At 34.2% G+C, this 23921-nt stretch carries 13 protein-coding genes; all 13 read left to right on the forward strand.

Annotated elements, in window-relative coordinates:
* Nucleotides 1-641 precede the first annotated feature (641 nt).
* The 13 genes from EKL99_RS05625 to EKL99_RS05685 all read left to right on the forward strand — a co-directional run bounded on the left by EKL99_RS05625 (nt 642) and on the right by EKL99_RS05685 (nt 23849).
* Nucleotides 642-3608: a SusC/RagA family TonB-linked outer membrane protein gene (locus EKL99_RS05625; protein WP_126576544.1), complete on the forward strand. Its 2967-nt coding sequence runs from the start codon at nt 642-644 to the stop codon at nt 3606-3608.
* Nucleotides 3609-3619: 11 nt separating this feature from the next.
* On the forward strand, nt 3620-5167 hold the full coding sequence (locus EKL99_RS05630) for a RagB/SusD family nutrient uptake outer membrane protein (RefSeq protein WP_126458449.1): 1548 nt from the start codon (nt 3620-3622) through the stop codon (nt 5165-5167).
* A gap of 205 nt (nt 5168-5372) precedes the next feature.
* Nucleotides 5373-8675: a VCBS repeat-containing protein gene (locus EKL99_RS05635; protein WP_126554758.1), complete on the forward strand. Its 3303-nt coding sequence runs from the start codon at nt 5373-5375 to the stop codon at nt 8673-8675.
* Nucleotides 8668-11925 (forward strand): VCBS repeat-containing protein, encoded by a 3258-nt coding sequence (locus tag EKL99_RS05640; protein WP_126576545.1) that lies wholly within the window; start codon nt 8668-8670, stop codon nt 11923-11925. The genes EKL99_RS05635 and EKL99_RS05640 overlap by 8 nt, the downstream gene beginning before the upstream one ends.
* Before the next feature lie 33 nt (nt 11926-11958).
* Nucleotides 11959-13317 carry a vanadium-dependent haloperoxidase gene (locus EKL99_RS05645; RefSeq protein ID WP_126458457.1) on the forward strand — a complete coding sequence of 453 codons (1359 nt, stop codon included), beginning with the start codon at nt 11959-11961 and terminating at the stop codon, nt 13315-13317.
* Between the two features lie 14 nt (nt 13318-13331).
* A complete protein-coding gene (locus EKL99_RS05650; RefSeq protein WP_126576546.1) occupies nt 13332-14246 on the forward strand; it encodes a hypothetical protein in 915 nt (304 codons plus the stop codon).
* Nucleotides 14247-14379: 133 nt separating this feature from the next.
* On the forward strand, nt 14380-15681 hold the full coding sequence (locus EKL99_RS05655) for an MFS transporter (RefSeq protein ID WP_126563410.1): 1302 nt from the start codon (nt 14380-14382) through the stop codon (nt 15679-15681).
* Nucleotides 15665-16861, forward strand: coding sequence for a glycoside hydrolase 100 family protein (locus EKL99_RS05660; RefSeq protein WP_231507383.1), 1197 nt, complete (start codon nt 15665-15667; stop codon nt 16859-16861). The genes EKL99_RS05655 and EKL99_RS05660 overlap by 17 nt, the downstream gene beginning before the upstream one ends.
* On the forward strand, nt 16862-17800 hold the full coding sequence (locus EKL99_RS05665) for a carbohydrate kinase family protein (protein ID WP_126458466.1): 939 nt from the start codon (nt 16862-16864) through the stop codon (nt 17798-17800). It abuts the gene before it with no gap.
* 39 nt (nt 17801-17839) lie between these two features.
* On the forward strand, nt 17840-19054 hold the full coding sequence (locus tag EKL99_RS05670; protein ID WP_126562617.1) for a sugar MFS transporter: 1215 nt from the start codon (nt 17840-17842) through the stop codon (nt 19052-19054).
* A complete protein-coding gene (locus EKL99_RS05675; protein ID WP_126576547.1) occupies nt 19051-20916 on the forward strand; it encodes a trehalase family glycosidase in 1866 nt (621 codons plus the stop codon). The genes EKL99_RS05670 and EKL99_RS05675 overlap by 4 nt, the downstream gene beginning before the upstream one ends.
* A gap of 72 nt (nt 20917-20988) precedes the next feature.
* Entirely contained in the window at nt 20989-21414 is a 426-nt protein-coding gene (locus EKL99_RS05680) for a CBS domain-containing protein (RefSeq protein ID WP_126458474.1), read from the forward strand.
* A gap of 158 nt (nt 21415-21572) precedes the next feature.
* A complete protein-coding gene (locus tag EKL99_RS05685; protein WP_126554769.1) occupies nt 21573-23849 on the forward strand; it encodes an NADP-dependent malic enzyme in 2277 nt (758 codons plus the stop codon).
* The last annotated feature ends 72 nt before the right edge of the window (nt 23850-23921 follow it).

The following is a 23921-nucleotide window of genomic DNA, read 5'->3' on the forward strand; positions in this document are numbered from 1 at the left end:
AGATTGTTATAGTATTCGTGGTTTTTTTGTTTTTAGAAGCCATTGGGTTTTATTCAATTTAAATTTTCGACAGAAAAAGCTGCATGATTGCTTTTACTATTTTAGGACTGATTATTTAGATAAAATAAATAGGATGAAGTGATAAATGGTTTAATTATGTAATTTATTCCGAATTTATATTTTAAAGGCAATTACATTTTCATACGTTTAGTAAATGTGATTTTTTTAGCCGTTGAAACACGGAGTAAAAAACGAAGTATTGATAGGTATGGCGTACTATTTTTAGACATTTGACGCGGCTTATTTTGGATTATCGATTTGGTATAAAAAACTTCATTATGATGAGTAATTCGTAATCTTAGTTTGTAAAAAGCTTTTCTATTGAGTAATATACAATTGATTTGAAGTGGAAAAGCCACTAAATTATAATAATATGTTTTTTAGTATCTTTTTTTTGTGTTTAGTATAATTTTAGTATTAATTTTTTAAAGTATTAATTTTAAAATCGAAAACGTTTTCGGCATAACGAAAACGTTATAGTTTAGTAATATCTTAATATTATCATAAATTTATAATTATGTTTGGTGTTAATATTTAAACAAACCATTAAAAAAAATTATTAACCAACTTATTTATTACGTATGAAAAATAGTCTAATTAAAGGCTTGATGGTGTTTCTAACGATGCTGTGTACAAGCTTGACATATTCGCAAGATGTGTCTGGTACAGTATCTGATGGCAGCGGTCCGCTTCCAGGGGCTTCTGTCTTAGTTAAAGGAACAACAAATGGAGCACAAACTGATTTCGATGGAAAATTTACGATCAAAAATGTAGGCTCAAATGCAGTTTTAGTTTTTAGTTACATTGGTCTTAAATCTCAAGAGGTAAATGTAGCAGGTAAGAGTACTATTAGTGTAGTCTTAAAAGAAGATTCTGCAGAACTGAAAGAAGTAGTAGTTATTGGCTACGGTACGGTTAAAAAGAAAGATGCAACGGGTGCTGTAGATCAAATTAGCTCTAAAAAATTTGATAATGTTGCTGCTATCAATCCAGCTGAACTTTTGAGAGGTAAAGTTGCAGGTGTTCAAATTACTTCTTCAAGTGGAGAGCCAGGTGCTGCAAATTCAATAAGAATTCGTGGTAATGGTACTTTACGCGGGGGTAACGGACCGCTTATTGTTGTAGATGGGGTGCCTTTAGCCGGAGGTGACGTATCAGCAGGTGGTGCTAATATGAATTTAGGCTCTATGAGCGCCAAAGATCCATTGAGTTTCATTAATCAAAATGATATCGAAAGTATGTCAATTTTGAAAGATGCCTCTTCAACAGCGATTTATGGAGCTAGAGGGGCTAATGGGGTAATTATTATTACAACTAAGAAAGGAAAGTCTAAAGTGCCAGAATTAACTTATTCTACTTCTTACACTACTTCTTCTTATGCTTCAAAATTCGATGTTTTATCTACTGATGAATTTATTGCGGCAACTCCAGGTCAGACAGCAAATCATTTTGGCGGAGCATTCGATTGGAAAAAACAAGTATTGCAAACAGGTAATACTGTAAATCATGACCTGTCTTTCTCAAGTGGAACAGACAATTCTAGTACTAGAGTTTCTCTAGGTATGGCTAATACTGACGGTATCGTAAGAAATACTGGTTTAGATAAAATTTCTGCAAGTTTTTACAACTCAAATGATTTCTTTGATGGTAAAGTGATATTAGAAACTCGTATCGCTTATTCTAATATCAAAGATCGTAGAGGTTTGATTACTAACGATACAGGATATATTGGTAACTTATTAAGTGCTGCATTGTATTGGAACCCAACGCGTTCAGTTTATGACCCAGCACAGTCAGGCGGTTACACAAGAGTGAGTGGTGATTATCTTAATCCTGTTCATTTGATGAATTCGTTCTCTAATAATGGTGATTTGTCTAAATTATTAGGTAGTCTAACCACTACTGTGAAATTAACTAATAGTTTGAAATACAACATGGTTGTTGGTATTGAGACATCTAATTCTTCTGTAAAGCAACAAGCTACTCCGGATTTAAATATTCAAGATTTTGCAACGGCTACTAATCCTGCGGATTTGAAAACGTACAGAGGACAAGCGACAGTTTCTAATGATCAAAGAGTAAACAAAACTATTGAACACAATTTAACATTCACAAAAGATATTACAAAAAATATTAACTTGAATGCAATTGTTGGATATTCGTACTATAACTATGCATCTAATGGTACTTATGTATCTGCAAAAGGTTTTGCTGCTACACAAACTAATTTATTAGAAAATATGGAAGGTGGAATCCCAACAGAAACAAGAGTTGGTTCTTATAAAGGATTAGTTGATATGCAATCTGTTTTTGCCAGAGCATCATTAGCATTCTATAATAAATTGAATTTAGATTTAACGGTAAGACGTGATGGTTCTTCTAAAACAGCAGCGGGTAAAAAATACGGAAATTTCCCTTCTTTAGGTTTGGCTTACAAACTAGTTGATGGAAAAGACGGGTTAGTTAATGATTTTAAATTAAGAGGAAATATTGGTAAAACAGGTAATACTGAATTTCCAAGAAACTCTTCTGTAGGTATAATTGAATACAATGGTCCAAATCAATTTAATGTTGTAAACAATGCGAATTCTCAATTAACTTGGGAGACTACAACTTCTTACGGAGTAGGGACAGACTTTGCTTTGCTTAATAATAAGTTAACAGGATCTGTTGATTATTTCAACAAAAATACTACTGATTTAATTGTTGGTATCCCTTCAACTTCAGGGCAGCCTTCACCTCAAGGTATCAAATATACTAATTTACCAGCTAACTTAATAAACAAAGGAGTCGAGGTTTCGTTGTCATACAAGGTAATTGATACAGATGATTTAACTTGGGATATTTCTGGTAACGTGGCATTCTTGTCAAATACTATTGAAAATCTGGGTGCCGCAAACGTGTACAACGTTGGGGCCATTCACGGGCAAGGTCTGAGTGATGCATATGTTCAAAGAATTCAAGATGGACATCCATTGTATACCTATTATCTTCCAACATTCACAGGATATGATGCAAATGGAATTTCTCAATATGCAGATGGAGGCGCTGTAAAATTGTTAGATAAGCAGCCTTTACCTAAAATGACTGCAGGCTTTTCATCAAGTTTGGCCTACAAAGGTTTTGATTTCTCAACATCATTATATGGAAATTTCGGTAATTATTTATTCAACAACACTAATGTAGCCCTTTTCTATCAAAATCAATTGGGAGGTAAAAACGTAACTCCAGAAGTTGCAAATTCAGTTCAATCAAGATCTGATGCTAATACACCATCTACTAAATACCTTGAAAAAGGGGACTTTATTAGAATGGGTAATTTAACACTAGGTTATACTGTTAAAGGAGATGTTTTAGAGCGTTTTAAAGTGAAGTCTGCTCGTTTATATGTAAACGGTTCTAACTTATTTATAATTACTAAATATTCAGGTTTTGATCCGGAAGTTGATACTAACAAATCTTTAAATGGTGTCCCTTCTGCAGGTATAGATTATTTATCTTATCCGAGAGCTAGAACTTTGTCAGTAGGTCTTAACGTAACATTTTAATTAGAATAAAAATGAAAAAAAATAATTTTATAAAGTACGGTATTTTTGCTGGAGCATTAGTTCTTGGCGTTAGTTGTACTAATTTAGATGAACAAATCCCTGATGCAACTGAAATTTCAAAAGCGGATCCTGATGCAGTTTTGACTTCAGCTTATAATGGATTGCGACAATTTGAGGGACAAGACGGAGTATTTGCAATACAAGAGGTTTCTACAGATTTTGTTATTGTGCCAACACGTGCAGGTGACTGGGGTGACGGTGGAGCGTGGTTGCAAGATCATTTTCATACATGGGACGCAAATAGTAGAGAAATAAATACTTCTTGGAGACAGATGCTATCAAGTGTTTATAATTGTGACTTAGCATTAGCTATACAGGGAATTCCGGCTGACAAGAAAGCGCAAGCTCAATTTTTGAAAGCTTATTATTATTACAATGCTATTGATATGTTTGGTCAAGTTCCATACAGAGAAGCAGGTAGTTCTCCAGATGATTTTCCTAAGGTTTGGACTTCTCCTGAAGCGACAGCTAAAATTATTGCATTGCTTGTAGAAGCGTTGCCTAATCTTCCTGCAAAAAACACTTCTGATCCTTCAATTGCAAGTAAAGATGCAGCAAACTTTTTGTTAGCTAAAATTTATTTGAATAAAGCGGTATTTGATTCGCCAAGTCATACAGGATTTAATGCGAACAATGTGGCTAATATGAATAAAGTAATTCAATACGTTGATGCTATTTCTAGCGCTACTACTTTAGCTTCGGATTACTGGGATAACTTTAAACCAGCAAATCATACTAGTCCGGAGTTAATTTTTACAGCCAAAAATATTAATGGTGTTGATATGGGCGCTATTAGAACAAGGTGGTATATGGGAAACCATTACAATCAAGTTCCAAGTGGTTGGAACGGATTTTCTGTATTGCAGGAGTATTACGATAAATTTGATCCGTCAGATAGACGTATTAATAATAATGATCCGGCTATTATTGCCGCTTTCGGGAGCCCTCTAGGACTGCGTAAAGGACTGCAATATGATAAAGGAGGAGTTACTCCTCTAACAACAAGAGCTCAAAATGGTTCATTACCTTTAAATTTTCAAAGTGATTTGGCAAATTTGCCAGCAGATGGTAGAATCATTTCTCAAAGCTGGTTAGAAAGATGGGGTATTCGTCCACAAAAATACATTCCAGATGTGTCTAATATGGATAAACCGGAAAATGACTATGTGTTATTCCGTTACGCGGATGCTTTATTGATGAAAGCGGAGGCTATAACAAGAGGTGGTTCAAGCACAAGTACTGTTGTTTCTATTGCTGCTCAATTACAAGCTCGTCAAGGAATTACCACTGTAATTAATTTGTCGACTTTGGCTAACATTGATAAAGCTAGAGCTACAGAATTGTGGGAAGAAGGTTGGAGAAGAAATGATATGATTCGTTTTGGAACTTATACTACTGCTAGAGCTACAATGAAGAATACTGATGCGTATAGAGTATTGTTACCCGTACCAACAACAGCTTTGTTGAATCCTAATATTAAACAAAATCCTGGATATTAAAAGTATTGTTTACTGTTAATTATATTTGGAGTTAGTTATTAAGAGGGCGATTTATTGCTCTCTTAATTTTTTATAATTGAGAGCTTCTTATGAAGCTCTTTTTTTGTTTTATTTCACACTTTTTTTGGCTCTTTTTAATTTTTTTATAAACTGAAAAAAACATAAATTGCGTGCTTATATTTATTTAAATTAATTCATTTTTAAGATGTTGAAGTGTATTGCGAGTTTTTTTCTATTTATAATTTTTATAAGTTGTTCTAAAGGAAATTCGGATTCCTTGTTTACTAAATTAGACGCTTCTGAAACGGGTATTAGTTTTCAGAATGAGGTGAAAAATGGTAAGAATATGAATATCTTTAAATATCGTAATTTCTATAACGGTGGCGGTGTAGCAATTGGTGATATCAATAATGATGGTTTGGCGGATGTCTTTTTTACTTCTAATCAAGGCACAAATAAGTTGTATTTGAATAAAGGCAATTTTAAATTTGAAGACATTTCAACAAAATCAGGGATTGAAGGTGAAAAAGCGTGGTCAACGGGTGTAGTAATGGTGGATGTCAATGGTGATGGTTTGCTAGATATTTATGTTTGTGATGCAGGAAGTAATATTGATGCTATAAGAAAAAGTCAGTTGTATATAAATAACGGGAATACTACTTTCACAGAAAAAGCGGCAGAATACAATCTTGCGGATACTGGAATTACAACCCATGCGGCCTTTTTTGACTATGACAAGGATGGGGATTTAGATTGTTATATTTTGAATAACAGCTTTATTCCGGTTGGGACCTTAAATTATTCTAATAAAAGAGAATTACGAGATAAAGACTGGGATGTTGCTGAAATCCTTAAAGGAGGTGGTGATAAATTGATGCGTAATGACAATGGGAAATTTGTTGATGTTAGTGAATCAGCGGGTATTTTTAGTAGTTTGATTGGTTTTGGTTTAGGAGTGACTGTGGGGGATGTTAACGGCGATTTATATCCAGACATTTATATCTCAAATGATTTTTATGAAAGAGATTATTTATACATCAATAATAAAAACGGAACGTTTACCGAACAAATTCAAGGTTGGGCAACCCATATAAGTCAATCTTCTATGGGGGCAGATTTAGCGGATGTTAATAATGATGGTAAATCTGATGTTTTTACAACTGATATGTTGCCAGAAGGGGATGCCCGTTTAAAAACAACAACTAGTTTTGATAACTATGATTTATTGACTAGAAAATTGAATTTAGATTTTTTTAATCAATATATGTCCAATACTTTACAGATTAATGATGACAATAATAAATTTATTGAAATAGCTAATTATGCAGGCGTGGCTAAAACGGATTGGAGTTGGGGAGCCTTGTTGTTTGACATGGATAATGATGGGTATAAAGATATTTATGTTTGTAATGGGATCTATCATGACTTGACAAATCAAGATTTTATGGACTTTTTTGCAAATGAATTTTTGCAGAAAATGGTAGTTACAGGTAAAAAAGAAGATATTGAAACCATTATAGCCAAGATGCCAAGCACGCCTATCTCAAATTACGCTTATAAAAACAATCATAATCTGACGTTTACAAATAATGCGATAAATTGGGGTTTGGATACGCCAAGTTTCTCTAATGGTGCGGCTTATGGTGATTTAGATAATGATGGTGACTTAGATTTAGTAGTGAATAATGTAAATATGGAATCCTTTGTTTACAGAAATAATTCAGAGAAAAACAAAGCAAATCATTTTGTTAAGGTAAAATTGAAAGGAGATAATCAAAATAAATTTGCTATCGGTAGTGTAGTTGAATTATATTCAGGTAAGGAAATTATAAGACAAGAGTTAATTCCTTCAAGAGGATTTCAATCTTCTATTGATTATGTAATGACGTTTGGTATTGGAACTAAAAAAATAGATTCATTACAGGTAATTTGGCCAAATGGAAAATCGCAAACGATAAAAAAAGTAATTCTCAATTCAACTATTAATTTATCAATTGGTAATGCTAAAAAAGAGTATATCTTTAAAAAAACACAGTCAAAAGCCTTGTTTAAAGAGGTGAAGTCAAACTTTATTACTCATAAGGAAAATGATTACATCGATTTTGATTATGAAGGATTAATCTCTAGAATGCTATCACAAGAGGGACCTTCACTTGCCGTAGGAGATATTAATGGTGATGGGAATGATGATGTGTTTATTGGAGGTGCTAAAGGACAATCAGGAAAAATTTATTTGAACAAAGGAGACAATAGTTTTGGCGTCACAGTTCAAAAAGATTTGGATGTAGATGCTGATTTTGAAGATACAGCGGCTAGCTTCTTTGATGCTGATAATGATGGAGACCTAGATTTATTTGTAGGTTCAGGCGGAAATGAGAAATCGGATCAAGCCAATTATAAAAACCGTTTGTATTTGAATAATGGCAAAGGGATTTTCATAAAAAGTAAAACTACCATTCCAACAACTAATAATGTATCAGTTATTGCACCTTGTGATTTTGATAGTGATGGGGATGTAGATGTTTTTGTGGGGAGTAGAAGTGTTCCAGGAGTCTATGGTATTGACCCAAAACATTTATTATTAGAAAATGATGGCAAAGGAAATTTTACAAATATTATCGATAAAAAAGCCTTCAAACTCAACTCGACTGGAATGATTACTGATGCGGTTTGGGAAGACATTGATAATGATTCTAAGAAAGATTTGATTGTAGTAGGCGATTGGATGGCTCCACAAATCTTTAAAAATACAGGAAGACGTTTGGCTATTTTTAAATCAAATTTGACTGGTTATTCAGGTTTTTGGAATTCAATAAATTGTGTGGATTTGAATAATGACGGTAAAAAAGATTTTATTTTTGGGAATAAAGGAACTAATACAACTTATAAAGCTTCTGCTAAAAATCCTATGAAATTATTTGTCAATGATTTTGACAATAATGGAACTATTGAACAAATTACTACTCGTACTATTGAAGGAAAAGATATGCCAATTCATTTAAAACAAGAATTGGCAAAACAGATTCCATCTATTAAAAAGAAAAATTTAAGTTATGCTGATTATGCGAACAAATCAGTTCAAGAAATATTTGCTCAAGATGTAGTCGGCAATTCTTTACAAAAAACGGCTGTGATTCAGGAAAGTGTTGTTGCTATTAATAAGGGTAATGGTCAGTTTGAAATAAAAATATTACCAAAAGAAGTGCAATTTTCATCTGTAAATACTACTTGTGTCGTGGATGTTAATAAGGACGGAATTTTAGATATCATACTTGGGGGAAATCAATATGAATTTAAACCGCAATTTGGGCGATTAGATGCCAATCATGGAAGTGTTTTGTTAGGGAGTAAAAAAGGTGATTTTACTTGGCTTCCTTATGCTAATTCTGGTTTCTTTTTAACTGGAGAAGTGCAAAAGATTAAAATAGTTAAAAACAAAAATAATACGATAGCTATTTTAGCAGTACTCAATAATAATACTCCAAAACTATTTATAAGTAATGAATAATTTTTTTAAAATAGGTCTAGCGTCATTGCTATTTATTAGTTGTTCAAAGAATGAAAATCTATTATTTGAAAAACTATCGCCCGAAGAAAGTAATGTAAAGTTTAATAATCAATTAGATCAATCAAAAAATATTTCGATTTTAGATTATCTCTATTATTATAATGGAGGCGGGGTCGCTCTGGGTGATATTAATAATGATGGTTTAGTAGATATTTATTTTACGTCCAATCAAGGGAAAAACAAGTTGTATCTCAATAAGGGCGACAATAAATTCGAGGATATTTCTGTGAAAGCTGGCATAGAGGGGGAAAGTGATTGGAAAACGGGTTCTATTATGGCCGATGTCAATGGCGATGGGTATTTAGATATCTATGTTTGTGCAGTGGTAGGAATCAATGGATTTGAAGGTCATAATGAATTATTTATTAATAATAAAAATAATACCTTCACTGAAAGTGCTTCAGAATACGGATTAGATCTTGATAATTACAGTTCTTCGGCAGCGTTTTTTGATTACGACGGCGATGGTGATTTAGACATGTATTTGTTAAATCATGCGATTCATTCGGAAGCTTCTTATGGCAAAGCTGATATTCGAAATAAAAGAAATTATGAAAGTGGAGATAAACTATTTAGAAATGATGATGGCGAATTTGTTGATGTAAGCGCACAAGCGGGTATTTTTGGAGGTGCTAATGGCTATGGTTTAGGAATAGCGATTTCTGATTTTAATTTGGATGGCAATCCAGACATTTATGTTTGTAACGATTTTCATGAAGATGATTATTATTACTTAAATAATGGAGATGGGACATTTACAGAAAGTATGAAGAATTATTTTGGTCATATTAGTCGATTTTCGATGGGAATAGATGTCGCTGATATCAATCACGATGGTTTTCCGGACATAATTACATTGGATATGTTGCCTGAGGATGAAAAAGTCTTAAAATCTTCATCGGGTGACGATAATCCTCAAATGTTGAAGGTTAGAACAGAAAAATTAGGGTATCATTATCAATATACCAGAAATATGTTGCAAATTAATCAGGGAGGGAAACATTTTACAGAAACAGCTTTGTTGAGTGGGGTAGCGGCAACAGATTGGAGTTGGAGCTCCTTATTTGCTGATTATGATCAAGATGGTGAACAAGATATTTTTATTTGTAATGGAATTCCGAAACGGCCAAATGATTTGGATTACATAAAGTATTTTTCAAATGATCATGTAAAAACCAAACTTAATACAACTAAGTTATTGGATAAACAAGCGCTAAAGAAAATGCCTAAAGGCAATGTAACCAATTATGTGTTTCAAGGAGCTAAAGATTTGCAATTTAAAAACAAATCTAATGAATGGATAGAAAACGATTCCATTATTTCAAATGGTGGTGCTTATGCCGATTTAGATAATGATGGTGATTTGGATGTTGTAACCAATAATTTGAATAGTGTGGCTTCCATTTATATTAACAGGACTAATAATAAAGCCAATTATTTAAAATTAAAATTGCGTTTTGGAGGAAAGAATACTTTCGGAATAGGAAGTAAAGTGATTTCGTTTGTAAAAGGCAAAAAACAATTTAAAGAAATTCAGACTACACGTGGTTTTCAATCGAGTTCAGAACCCATAATTCATTTTGGTTACGGAAAAATAAAGCAAGTAGATTCTATTCAGGTAATTTGGCCGGATAAAACGATCCAAACCCTGAAAAATGTAAAAACGAATCAGACGCTTACAATCCAAGCTAATTCGGGGCGTAAAGTATTTAATTATGCAAAATTACATCCAGCTATTTTGCCTATTTTTAAAAAATCAGAAATCAATTTAGGAATCGATTTTACACATCTAGAAAATGACTTTGTTGATTTTACAGCTCAAAAATTAATACCATATCAACGTTCTGATCGTGGACCGGCAACTGTTGTTGGAGATTTGAATAATGATGGTAAAGAAGATGTTTTCTTTGGAGGATCACAAGGGAAGTTAGCCGAAATTTACCTTCAAAATGGAAAAGGATTTTCAAAAAAAGTATTCAATTCAATTTACTTAGATTCCATTTATGAAGATGCCTCGGCGGTGATTGCTGATTTCAATGGGGATAAGCAAAATGATTTAATAGTTGCTTCTGGAAGTGGACAATATGCTGCTGATCTAATTCATAGATTGTATTTGGGAAATACGCTAATTAAAAGTGCTTTTCCAGATACAAAGGCAATGAATGCTTCTGTTATTAAAACAATTGATTATGATAAAGATGGCGATTTAGATTTGTTTGTCGGAAATAATTCTAAATATAATAGTTTCGGGCGAATGCCAGATTGTTACTTGTTAAATAATAATAAAGGTGTGTTTTCGATAGTTCAAAGTAAAATTTTCGCAGGAATTGGAATGGTTACTGATGCGTTGGTTACTGATTTTAATAATGATGGAAACTTAGATTTGATTGTAGTAGGGGAATGGATGAAACCTAAATTTTTTGCCAATATAAAAGGAAGCTTTAAAGAGGTTACAGAAAGTCTTTTACCAGGAAATCAGAATGGGTTATGGCAGTCTATTTGTGCATTTGATATTGACCATGATGGTGATCAAGACTATTTGGTTGGAAACTGGGGAATGAATTCAAAATTCAAAGCCTCTCCGGAATTCCCTATGAAAATGTATTACGATGATTTTGATACGAATGACACTTTTGAAACAATTGTTGCGATCGAAAAAAACGGAAAATACTATACTACAATAGGTTTAGATGAATTAGCTGAAGAATTCAGTGGAATGTTGAAAAAGAAATTCAATAGCTATAAATCCTTTGCTGGAAAAACACTAGAGGAAGTTTTTGATCCCAAAATGTTAGACAAAGCAAAATTGTATGAAGTTCATAATTTAAAATCGGGGTATTTAAGAAATGACAAGGGTAAATTTATTTTTGTTCCATTTTCCAATAAAATGCAAGTAGCGCCTATCACCAGTTTTGTGAAATCTAATTTTGATTCAGATGCTAGGGAAGAAGTTTTTGCTGCGGGAAATTACTTTGGAGTGACTCCATATCACAGTAGATTTGATGGGTTTTCCGGTGCTTTAATCAAGAATGAAAAAACCATCTTGTTAGGGCATCAAATTGGAATTGATCTGACTCAAAAAGCAGTTAAGCATCTGGGGATTATCAATTTTAAAGGCAAAAAATACCTGCTAATTACCATCAATAATAAAAAGGCAGAGCTGTACGAAATGCCTTCAGCTAAGAACTAATTTAATGAAAACAACTCACTTAAACCCTATAAAATGAACTCTAAAATTTATCTTCTAGGACTTATAATGCTCTTTTTGACCTCTTGTGGCAAAGAGATGCCAATTAAAGTGTCATCAGCTGATTTTTGTGCTGCAGTAGATACAGTAACAGGAATTATGGTTCATGACATATTTTCTCCTCCAGTAGCGAGTAGAATTTATGTTTATCCCAATGTTGCAGCTTACGAGATTATGGCACAAAATAGCACGAAATACGAAAGTTTACAAGGGCAGTTAAAAGGACTGGATTCTATTCCTAAACTAGATCCGAAAAGTGGAGTGAATAAAAATTTGGCAGCGCTTATTGCCCATATTGAAGTGAGTAAAGAATTGATTTTTTCTGAGGAAGCTATAGAAAAATATAGAGACAGTTTGTATGAAAAATGGAGCGCTGAAAATCAAAAAGAATTTGATGTTTCCAAAGCGTACGCTTTAAGAGTGGTAGACAGAATAAAAATGTGGATGGGGAAAGATAATTATAAACAAACGCGTACTTTTCCTAAGTTTTCAGTGTATGCAGATCAACCCGGCCGATGGCAACCAACGCCGCCCTCTTATATGGATGGTGTGGAGCCTCATTGGGGCGAAATAAGAACTTTGGTTATGGATTCAGCCTCTCAATTTAAAGCCATCCCACCTCATCCTTATTCTACGGATAAAAATTCTGCTTTTTATAAAGAGGCAAAAGAAACCTATGATGTCGGAAATTTAATTTCTGAAAAATTAATTGAAGTCGAAAAAAATCCAAGCAAACCAATTCCTGAGGAATCGGCTATAGCTTCCTTTTGGGATTGTAATCCCTATGCTACAGTCATACAGGGACACATGATGTTTGCAAAGAAGAAAAATACACCGGATGCACATTGGATTAATATCACTAAAATAGCCTTAAAAAAATCGAAATCAGATTTTGAAACTACTGTTTTTGCTTACACTATAACATCTATCGGAATTTTTGAGAGCTTCATTAGTTGTTGGGATGAAAAGTATAGGAGTAATGTTGTGCGTCCTGAAACGTATATCAATCAAAACATTGATGAAAACTGGAGACCACAATTACAAACACCTCCTTTTCCGGAATATGTAAGTGGACACTCTGTAGTTTCGTCGTGTTCGGCAATTATTCTAACCTCTATTTTTGGAGATAATTTTAGTTATATCGATGACTCAGAAGTTTCTTTTGGGTTGCCTAAAAGACCTTTTAAATCGTTTAAGCAAGCTGCAGCAGAAGCTTCTATTAGTAGGTTGTATGGAGGCATTCATTATAGAGCCGCAATTGAAAATGGGGTAGTTCAAGGTACAAACCTAGGGACATATATTAATAGTAAAATCAAATTTTTCAAATCTAAATAAATCAAATTCATACAATGAATAATAAGTTAAAGTGGTTATCGGCTGTCGTTTTATTTTCTTTTTTAGGATGGTATTTTTTATTAAAGCAATCGGATTATACTATTACTTTTAAAGTTAATGCTGCAACAGGAACTATTTCTCAAGGAATTATAGAGTGGACAACAACACAGACTAAAAATCAAAATGAATTTTATACTGTTTTAGAAAAAAGAAATTTTGATTTCATCAAACATCAGATGAAAAAAGGAAATAAAGAAATGGAATACACTTGGAATATGAAATCAGTAAACGATTCTATGACCAGTATTACTGTTGGAATAAAAGATTTAAATCATTCCTTTTACAATAGATTAACAGCTCCCTTTGTTTCAACCAAGTTTAGGACGGAACAAATAGAGAAAATAAAATCTTTTAAAATGGGACTTGAAGATCATATTGACGATTTTAAAATAAGAATAGACGGTAAAAGATCATCTGAAGAAATATATGTAGCTTACATTTCTTTAAAAAGTATTTTGCAAGAAAAAGCACAGACTATGATTGAATTTGATGCTAAAATTGTAGGTTATTTAGATAAAAATAAAATAAAAATAATCGGTTATCGTCCTTATTTGGAAGTTACTGATTGGAATCAAGATAAAGAAATTATTAGTTTTAATTATTGTTTTCCGATTTCCAAAAATACAAAATATGTTCCGGATAGTGATGTCAAATTTAAAATTATACCGGCGTTAAAGGGTCTTCAGGTAACATATTTTGGTAATTTCAGAACTTCAGACAGATCTTGGTTTACGTTGTTGGATTATGCGAAACTACATGGCTATAAATTAGAGAATAAACCATTAGAGCATTTTCTTTCAAATCCTTTTAATGGGGGTGTAGAATCAGAATGGGAAACAAAAATCATCATTCCTTTTGCTTCAAAATAAAGGTTGATTGTCGTTGATTTAAAATAATCGAAAACGTTTTCGGGTCTTCCGAAAACGTTTTTGTTTTTAATCTGTTTTTAATTGGCAATATTAAAATTATTTTTAGATAAAATTAATAAATCAACCAACCAAAATGAGCTTTAAAGTAAAATTAAAATTTTGGCAGATAATCAATATGAATGTTGGTTTTTTCGGCATACAATACAGTTTCGGCTTGCAACAAAGTGCCGTAAATCCTATTTATGATTTTTTACATGCAAGTCCGGATCAAATTCCTATTTTAAATCTTGCCGGACCCTTAACGGGCTTATTGATTCAACCCATTATTGGCGCAATGAGTGATAAAACGTGGCATCCAAGGTGGGGAAGGCGCAAACCGTACTTTTTTATCGGAGCCATAATTTGTAGTATCGCCTTATTTCTATTCCCATTTAGCAGTTCCTTATGGATGGCTGCAGGTTTGCTTTGGATTCTGGATGTTGGTAACAATACTGCTATGGAACCGTACCGGGCTTTTATTGCGGATACGCTGGATGAAGAACAACAACCAACAGGTTTTCAGGCGCAAAGTTTTTTTACTGGTTTCGGACAGTTTTTGGCTTATATTTCCCTTTTTCTGTTTCCAATTATTTTTGTAGGATATACAGGATCGCTACCAACGTGGATTTATGCCTCCTTTTTTTTAGGAGCAATTCTTTCAGTAACTTCCATTTGGTGGAGTATGGGTAAAACTACAGAAATCCCGCCAACAGCAGAAGAATTAGCTATCTTAAAAGCAGAACCTCTAAATATTTTTTCGCCTTTTATCGATATTTACAAAGCAGTTTTAGAAATGCCAACGGTCATGTGGCAACTGTTTCTGGTGTATTTGTTTCAATGGTATGCCATGATGTGCTATTGGCAAAATAATTCGAAAAGTATTGCTTTGTCCGTGTGGAATGTAACTCCGATGAATACAATGGGCTATGAAAAAGCGGTAGAATGGAACGGATTAATTGGTGCTTTTGGATTTATAGTTACTTTTTCAATTGCCTTTTATTTGGCAATATTAGCTAAAAAATACGGTGCAAAAATGATTCATTTTGTCTGTCTTTTATTTGGAGCCGTTTCTTTTTTATGGTTTCCAATGGTGCAAAATCAATACATATTTTTTGCAGTAATTATTGGTTACGGAATTGCTTGGGCCAGTATGATGGGAATACCATATTTGATGGTCGTTGCTGTTATTCCAAAAGAGCGCTATGGAGTGTACATGGGTATTATTAATATGATGATTGTTATTCCAATGATTATCCAAAATCTCTCTTTTGGTTATATTTTAAAGAATTTCTTAGACAATGATGCTCGCCAAGCCATTACTTTTGCTGGTGTTCTGATGCTAATCGGTGCTTTTTGTACTCTTTTGATTAAAAGTAAAAATGTTTCAAGACAATAATATGAACAGTGATTTGAATTATACAAAAGCAATGGAGTTGCTTGAGAAAGTGTCTTCTTCTGAAGGATTTCTAGCCAGTGCTCAAAATATTTCCAACTATAAAAGAGTCTGGGCCCGAGATGGAGTGATTTGTGGATTGGCGGCTTTGGCCTCGGGAGATAAAAAATTGATCGAAACATTCCGTAACACATTAGAAACATTAGCTAGTAATCAACATCAAAATGGCACTATTCCGTCTAACGTGATGACAATTGGCGAGCAAGTTGAGGTTAGTTATGGCGGATTGGCAGGAAGAGTCGACGCCGTGACTTGGTTTGTAATTGGGATCTGCCAATATGCGTATTATACAAAGGACATTACTTTTGTAGCAAAATACGATACTGAAATTGAAAAGTGTTTTGCGCTCCTGGAATCCTGGGAATTTAACAATAAAGGCCTTTTGTATGTGCCATTATCAGGAAATTGGGCGGATGAATATATTACGGACGGCTATGTTTTGTATGATCAATTACTCCGAATTTGGGCCTTAAAAAGTTACAATCATTTTGCACATGACGAGGATATTACCGTAAAGATTGAAACAATAACAGCGCAACTAGAAATTAATTTCACTCCAAATTCAGTTGGTGAAAAATACCACGAACGTGCATATAATGAATTGAACTTCCAAAAATACATGCCGTGTTCTTTTTCACCGGCTGGTTACAAAACACAGTTTGATGCTTTTGCAAATTCGCTGGCTTTGTACTTAAACATTGGTTCCGAAGATTTTCAAAATTCAATTTTAGAATATTCAATTGCACTCAAAAACGAAATGAAATTGCAGTTGTTACCTGCTTTTTGGCCACCAATACAAGAAACTGATTTAGACTGGAATTTGCTTAAAAACAATTGCAAATACGAGTTCAGAAATTACCCTAATGAGTTTCATAACGGTGGAAGTTGGTCCATGGTCAATGGCTTTTATGGTCTGGCTTTGCTTTCGAAAGGAAATAATAAGGAAGCAGAGGCGCTTTTAACGGCTATAAATGAAGCCAACGCTATTGAAAATTTTAGTTTCTACGAAAATTTTAATAGCGAAACCAAAGAGCCAAACGGCGTTCCTTTTTGCGCTTGGAGTGGCGCAGCAACGGTGCTGTTGCACCAAAGTGTACATACAAATTTTAAATTTTTAGTTTAAGTGAAAAAGTCAATAGACATATTATGTGCAGGCGAAGTTTTGATTGATTTTATTGGTCATGAAATGAATACGTCTATAAATAGAACCAAAGATTACCATCGTTTTCTGGGCGGTTCGCCAACAAATTTGGCCGTAAATGCTGCGCGTTTGGGTCTGAAATCAGTATTAGTGGCCACCTGTGGAGAAGATGGTTTAGGCGAATATATTGTTCGAAAGTTAAAAGCAAATCATGTCATTACGTCACAAATTAGAATATCAGAAAGTCATCCGACGTCTGTAATATTTGTTTCAAAATCGACAAGTACGCCGGATTTTATTCCGTACAGAGAAGCAGATTGTCAGATTGAGCAAAGTCAAATACCGAATGATTTACTGGAAAGTGCTAAAATTTTCCATACGACTTGTTTTGCTTTAAGCAAAAATCCAGCTCGGACCACTATTGTGGAAAGTGCCAAACGAGCGAAAGCATTAGGATTACAAACGAGTATTGATATTAATTTTTCGGAGAGAATTTGGCCTGATCGGGAAGAGGCAAGTGAGGTTTTAAAGGATTATTTGTCAACAAATCCTTTGGTAAAATTAAGCGAAGATGACTGTTACCGTCTTTTTGCGGAAGAAAAAACCGAAAATTTTATTTTTGATTATTTTCATAGCTTGGGCGCTTCAACGATTTGTTTGACAAAAGGGAAAGATGGCGTAGTATTGTCTAATGTTGACTATGGAAGGTTTCATCAAAAAGCATTGCCGGTAGAAGATATTAAAGACACCACAGGAGCAGGAGACGCTTTCTGGACGGGTTTTTTATATGCACAATTGTTGAATAAAAACTTTGAAGAAACAATAACTATTGCACAGAAACTGGCAGTATTGAAACTTCAGAATGTAGGCAGATTGCCAGAAGGAATAGATATTCAGGAATATTTAAATTCCGATTTGTAATGTCTTTGAATAAAAATTAATTGTTATAATAGATAAAACATGAAAAAAAGCACTATAAAATTAGCTATGTATCTCAACTACTTTGTATTTGCAATTCTGCTGAACAGCGTGGGAATTGTGATATTAAAGGCGCAAAAAAATTATGGTGTAGATGAATTTCAAGCCAGTGTTCTGGAAGCATACAAGGATTTGCCCATTGCTATAGTTTCGTTTTTAATCGCTTCGTTTTTACCCAGAATTGGATATAAGAAAGCTATGCTTATTGGTTTGGCTTTGGTTTCAGCAGCTTGCGTCAGTATGTATTATGGAAATTCTTTTGGAACGGCCAAATTGCTTTTTGCTACCGTGGGCGTTTCTTTTGCATTGATAAAAGTATCGGTGTATTCACTTATTGGAACCATAACAACCAATCAACACGAACACAATAGTTTGATGAGTAGCATTGAAGGCGTGTTTATGATAGGGATTGCATTAGCGTATTTCTTGTTTCCGGCTTTTAATTCAGATGCGAATCCAGATGCTTGGTTGAACGTGTATTGGTTATTGGCCGGTATTTCGTTATTGTCTTTTGGTTTTTTATTTTTTACTAAATTCGAAAATAAAATTGAAATTCCGGGCGTTGATCTAGCTGATGACTTCAAACAAATGTTCAAATTATTTGCGAAACTGTTAACCATCGTTTTTGTAATCAGCGCATTCCTATTTGTAATGATTGAGCAGGGAATTATGTCTTGGTTGCCTACTTTCAATAATAAGGTGTTGCATCTTCCGGAGAATATCAGTATCATGATGGCGAGTATTTTGGCTATTTCATTGGCTGTAGGCCGACTTGTTGCTGGGGTAATTACTAAAAGAGTCAATTGGATTTGGGTACTCAGTTTTTGTATTATAGCAGCTATGCTCATTGTGATTTTTGTACTTCCTAAAACAGTTGGATTGAATGTCAAAGAAATCAATTCATTAAGCGATATTCCTTTGATAGGATTTGCATTTCCGTTAGTAGGACTTTTTATTGCACCGATTTATCCGCTTTTAAATTCAGTAGTTTTAAGTGCCTTGCCAAAAAAATTACACAGTTCTATGACTGGTTTAATTGTGGTTTTCTCAGCACTTGGTGGCACTTTGGGCTCTAGAGTTATTGGTTACTTATTTAAAAATGAAGGCCCTGAAAACGCCTTTTATTACACTTTAATTCCAATGTCATTACTGCTTGTTTCTTTCTTTATTTTAAAAAAACTTACCGCTAAACAATGAAATTCATACTCAATATAGACAAAGTATTCCAAGAACTATTGCTTCAAGAGGATACAGATCAGGATAAAAAAATCACGAAAGACGACAATGGGCCTAAAAAATTTGTTTTGGTTGACGAAAACACCAAACAGGAAGTGGCTATCATAGGTACATATCATTTGTCCAATTTATTACAGGAATTAGCGCAGCTTAAGGAAGCGAATTCAGTATTGGGTGAAGTCGATTTGAGTCGCATTCAAGAGAATCCAGTTCACCGAATTTCAAGAAAAATCAAGGATGATTATTGGGAGGAACTGACTCGTACCATTGATAAAAAAGGGTTGAAACAAATTATTGAAGATGAAAAAACGTCCAGTGATGTGGCAACACTTTATGTTGCTGCCAAAGACAAAACGGGAGTTGCTTATTTTCAAGAATTAGAAAAAGAATTGCCAAATTTTAAAGTTGAAATTCTGCCTGAGAATTATTCGGTGGAATATGTGGAAACTTTAAATGAAAAACCAGGAATTCTGGCTTTGGCTTTGGAACAAAAAATATACAGTCTGCAAGGTGTGCCTTTTGTTGTTCCTGGTGGAAGATTCAACGAAATGTATGGTTGGGACAGCTATTTTATTGGCGTTGGCTTGTTAATAGATGGTCAATTAGACAAAGCAATCGCAATTGCTGAAAATTTTAAATACCAAATTATACAGTATGGTAAAATTCTGAATGCGAATAGAAGTTATTATTTGACCAGAACACAACCGCCTTTGTATTCTTCTTTGCTAATCGAAATTGCAAAAAAGAAAACACCAAGTGTAGACTGGTTAACAAGTCATTTGGAAACGGTCATTTTGGAGTACAATACAGTTTGGATGGTGCAAGGAAATCGCTTGACCCCAACAGGTTTAAACAGGTATAAAGCTGATGGAATTGGAATGCCATTTGAAGTAGAACCGGGGCATTTTGATGATGTTTTAGAGCCGTATGCTAAAAAATACAATTTACCTATTCGAGAATTTGAAAAACAATATTTACAGCGAACGCTTGTTGATGACGAACTGGACATTTATTTTGTTCATGATCGAAGCATGAGAGAAAGCGGGCATGATACAACAAACCGCCTGATAAATACGTGTACTAATTTGAATTCAGTAGATGTCAATAGTTTTCTTTACAAATATGAAAAAGATGTCGCTTACTTGATAAAAGAATATTTTAGTAATGCTTTTCAAAGTGGCGAGATCCTTTACACTTCAGAAGAATGGGAGCAAAAAGCACTTTCCCGTAAAGATAAAATGAATGAATTGTGCTGGAACGAGGACGCAGGTATGTATTTTGATTATGATTTTGTGAGCCATAAGCAGTTCCCGTTTGAAGCGGCGACAACATTTTTTCCTCTGTGGGCTGGGTTATGTGATGAAAATCAGGCCAAAAAATTAGTGGAAATTGCTTTGCCGCAATTTGTGAAAACAGGTGGAATTACAGGAAGCACTAAGGCTAGTATTGCTAATGCTTCAAAAGAGGTGCCGCAACGACAATGGGATTATCCTTTTGGTTGGGCACCGCACCAAATGTTGCTGTGGGAAGGATTGATTAACTATAATTATCTAGATAAAGCACAAGAAATGGTGTACCGATGGTTGTGGTTGATTACTAGAAATGCAGTGGATTATAATGGAACAATCCCGGAAAAATTTGATTTGGAAATCAGTTCCCATAAAGTTTTTGCCGAATATGGTAATGTAGGGACTGAATTTGATTACATCGCAAAGGAAGGTTTTGGCTGGGTGAATGCGTCCTATCAATATGGATTACAAATTTTGAATGAAGAATTAAAAGCTAAATTAGGAGCGTTGGTTTCTCCTGATGCTATATTTTAGAGCTTAAAAAAAAGTTTTTGTTGTTTGAATGCATATTTTTTTTAACTTTATGATTCACTAAATGAATCAATTATGACAGTTAATCAAATTTTAAGTACTAAAGGGAAGGAAGTGTATTCCATACTTTCCACTAACACTGTTTACGAAGCATTGTCAGTGATGAGTGAAAAAAACATCGGAGCAATTCTTATTATTGAAGATACGATTTTGAAAGGTGTGCTGTCTGAAAGAGATTATGCTCGGAAAATTGTTCTGAAAGCAAAATCTTCAAAAAAAGCCTTTGTTTATGAAATCATGGAGACGGATGTGGTTACAGTAAGTCCATCGGATAATTTGGAGTACTGCATGGAGTTGATGAGTGCCAAAAGAGTGCGTCACCTGCCCGTTTTGGAAAATGAAATTGTAATTGGAATTATCTCAATAAGTGATGTGGTAAAGGCTATAATCGAGATCCAAAAAGAGACTATTCAACATTTAAACTCCTACATTACCCAATAAAAAAGATTCAAAAAAATAATAATTATTTAAAGCTGCATTACGTGTAGCTTTTTTTTTGGAATCAAATCAGACCTTTTTATGCAAAAAAATGGGAGAAAAGTCCTCTCTTTTTAAATCTAGACCCCTATCTTTACGCGCTAGAATAAAATCTAAAAACAATGGAAAAGAATAGCAAAAGAAGAGAAGCATTATTATACCACGCAAAGCCGACTCCTGGTAAAATTCAAGTAGTTCCCACCAAGAAATATGCAACACAAAGAGATTTATCTTTGGCCTATTCTCCTGGTGTAGCTGAGCCGTGTTTAGAAATTGCTAAAGACGTAAACAATGTTTATAAATATACTGCAAAAGGAAATTTAGTTGCAGTGATTACTAATGGAACTGCAGTTTTAGGATTGGGAGACATTGGTCCGGAAGCGTCAAAACCAGTAATGGAAGGAAAAGGATTGTTGTTTAAAATTTTCGCCAATATCGACGTATTTGATATTGAAATTGGGACAAAAGATATAGAAGAATTCATCCAGACGGTAAAGAACATAGCGCCAACTTTTGGGGGTATTAATCTGGAAGATATCAAAGCACCGGAATCTTTCGAAATAGAAAGACGGCTTGTAGAAGAGCTTAATATACCCGTGATGCACGATGATCAGCATGGTACAGCCATCATTTCTTCGGCAGCATTGCTAAATGCCCTTGAGCTGGCCGGCAAAAATGTAGAAGATGTAAAATTGGTAGTTTCAGGAGCAGGTTCAGCCGCTCTTGCTTGTGCAAATTTATATATTTTACTGGGTGTAAAACTAGAAAATATCCTAATGTATAACAGCAAAGGATTGTTGACCAAAGACAATCCGAAATTGTCTGATTTACAATTAAAATATGCCAAAGACATTTTACCTATCAGTCTTGAAGAAGCTTTAGTTGGTGCTGATGTCTTTTTAGGGTTATCATCAGGAGATATTATGACCCCTAAAATGTTACAGGGAATGGCTGTAAATCCTATCGTTTTCGCTATGGCAAATCCAGATCCGGAGATTGATTATAATTTAGCCATTGCAACTCGAAAAGATGTGATTATGGCTACTGGAAGGTCTGATTATCCTAATCAAGTGAATAATGTTCTTGGATTCCCTTATATTTTTAGGGGTGCCTTAGACGTGCGTGCGACCAAAATAAATGAAGCCATGAAAATGGCTGCAGTCAAAGCGCTGGCAGCTTTAGCGAAAGAGTCCGTTCCTGAACAAGTGAATATCGCTTACGGGGCTAAAAAGTTAACATTTGGACGGGATTATATTATACCTTCTCCTTTTGACCCAAGATTGATTATAGTTGTTGCTCCGGCGGTAGCTAAAGCAGCAATGGATTCTGGGGTTGCATTGAATCCTATAACGGATTGGGTCAAGTATGAAGAGGAACTTTTAGAGCGTTTAGGGAATGATAATAAAATGGTTCGATTGATTACCAATAGAGCTAAAATGGATCCTAAAAAAATCGTTTTTGCCGAAGCAGATCACTTAGATGTTTTGAAAGCAGCCCAGATAGTATTGGAAGAAGGAATAGGTTTTCCAGTTTTATTGGGGAATAAAGAAATTATTTTAGAATTGAAAGCAGAAATTGGCTTTGATGCCGATGTTGAAATTATTGATCCGAAAATCACTGAAGAAGAAGGTCGAAGAAATAAGTTTGCCACGACATACTGGACCTCCAGACAAAGACGAGGAATCTCATTATTAGATGCTCAGAAGCTGATGCGCGAAAGAAATTATTTTGCGGCTATGATGGTCAATGAAGGCGAAGCTGATGCATTGGTAACAGGATATTCCAGAAGCTATCCTACGGTGGTAAAACCTATTTTACAGCTTATCGAGAAAGCACCTGGTGCTTCGCTGGTGGCTACTACTAATATGATGATGACGGCTCGTGGGCCAATGTTTTTATCTGATACGGCTATAAATATTAATCCATCAGCAGATGATTTGGCAAAAATTGCAGTTATGACAGCTAAAACCGCCAGAATGTTTGGAGTAGAGCCAGTCATTGCCATGATTTCCTATTCTAATTTTGGATCTTCCTCAAATGAAAGTGCCACTAAAGTAAGACAAGCGGTTGCTTATTTGCATGAAAATCATCCGGAAATGATTATTGATGGAGAACTTCAGGCTGATTTTGCCCTTAATCCAGAAATGCTGAAAGAGAAATTTCCGTTTTCTAAATTGGCAGGCAAAAAAGTAAACACCCTTATTTTTCCCAATTTGGAATCGGCTAATATCACCTATAAACTGTTGAAAGAACTAAATAAAGTAGATTCTATTGGGCCAATCATGTTAGGGATGGGAAAACCTGTTCACATATTTCAATTGGGAGCCAGTGTTGAGGAAATGGTAAACATGGCAGCTATTGCTGTGATTGATGCTCAGGAAAAACAAAAGAAAAAATAAATTAAATTCAGAAAAGCGTCAAGAAGCTAACAAAGTTAAATTAATGAATTTACTAAAATAGTATGCTAATTT

The sequence above is a fragment of the Flavobacterium sp. ZB4P23 genome (genome assembly GCF_003970375.1).
GTDB lineage: Bacteria > Bacteroidota > Bacteroidia > Flavobacteriales > Flavobacteriaceae > Flavobacterium.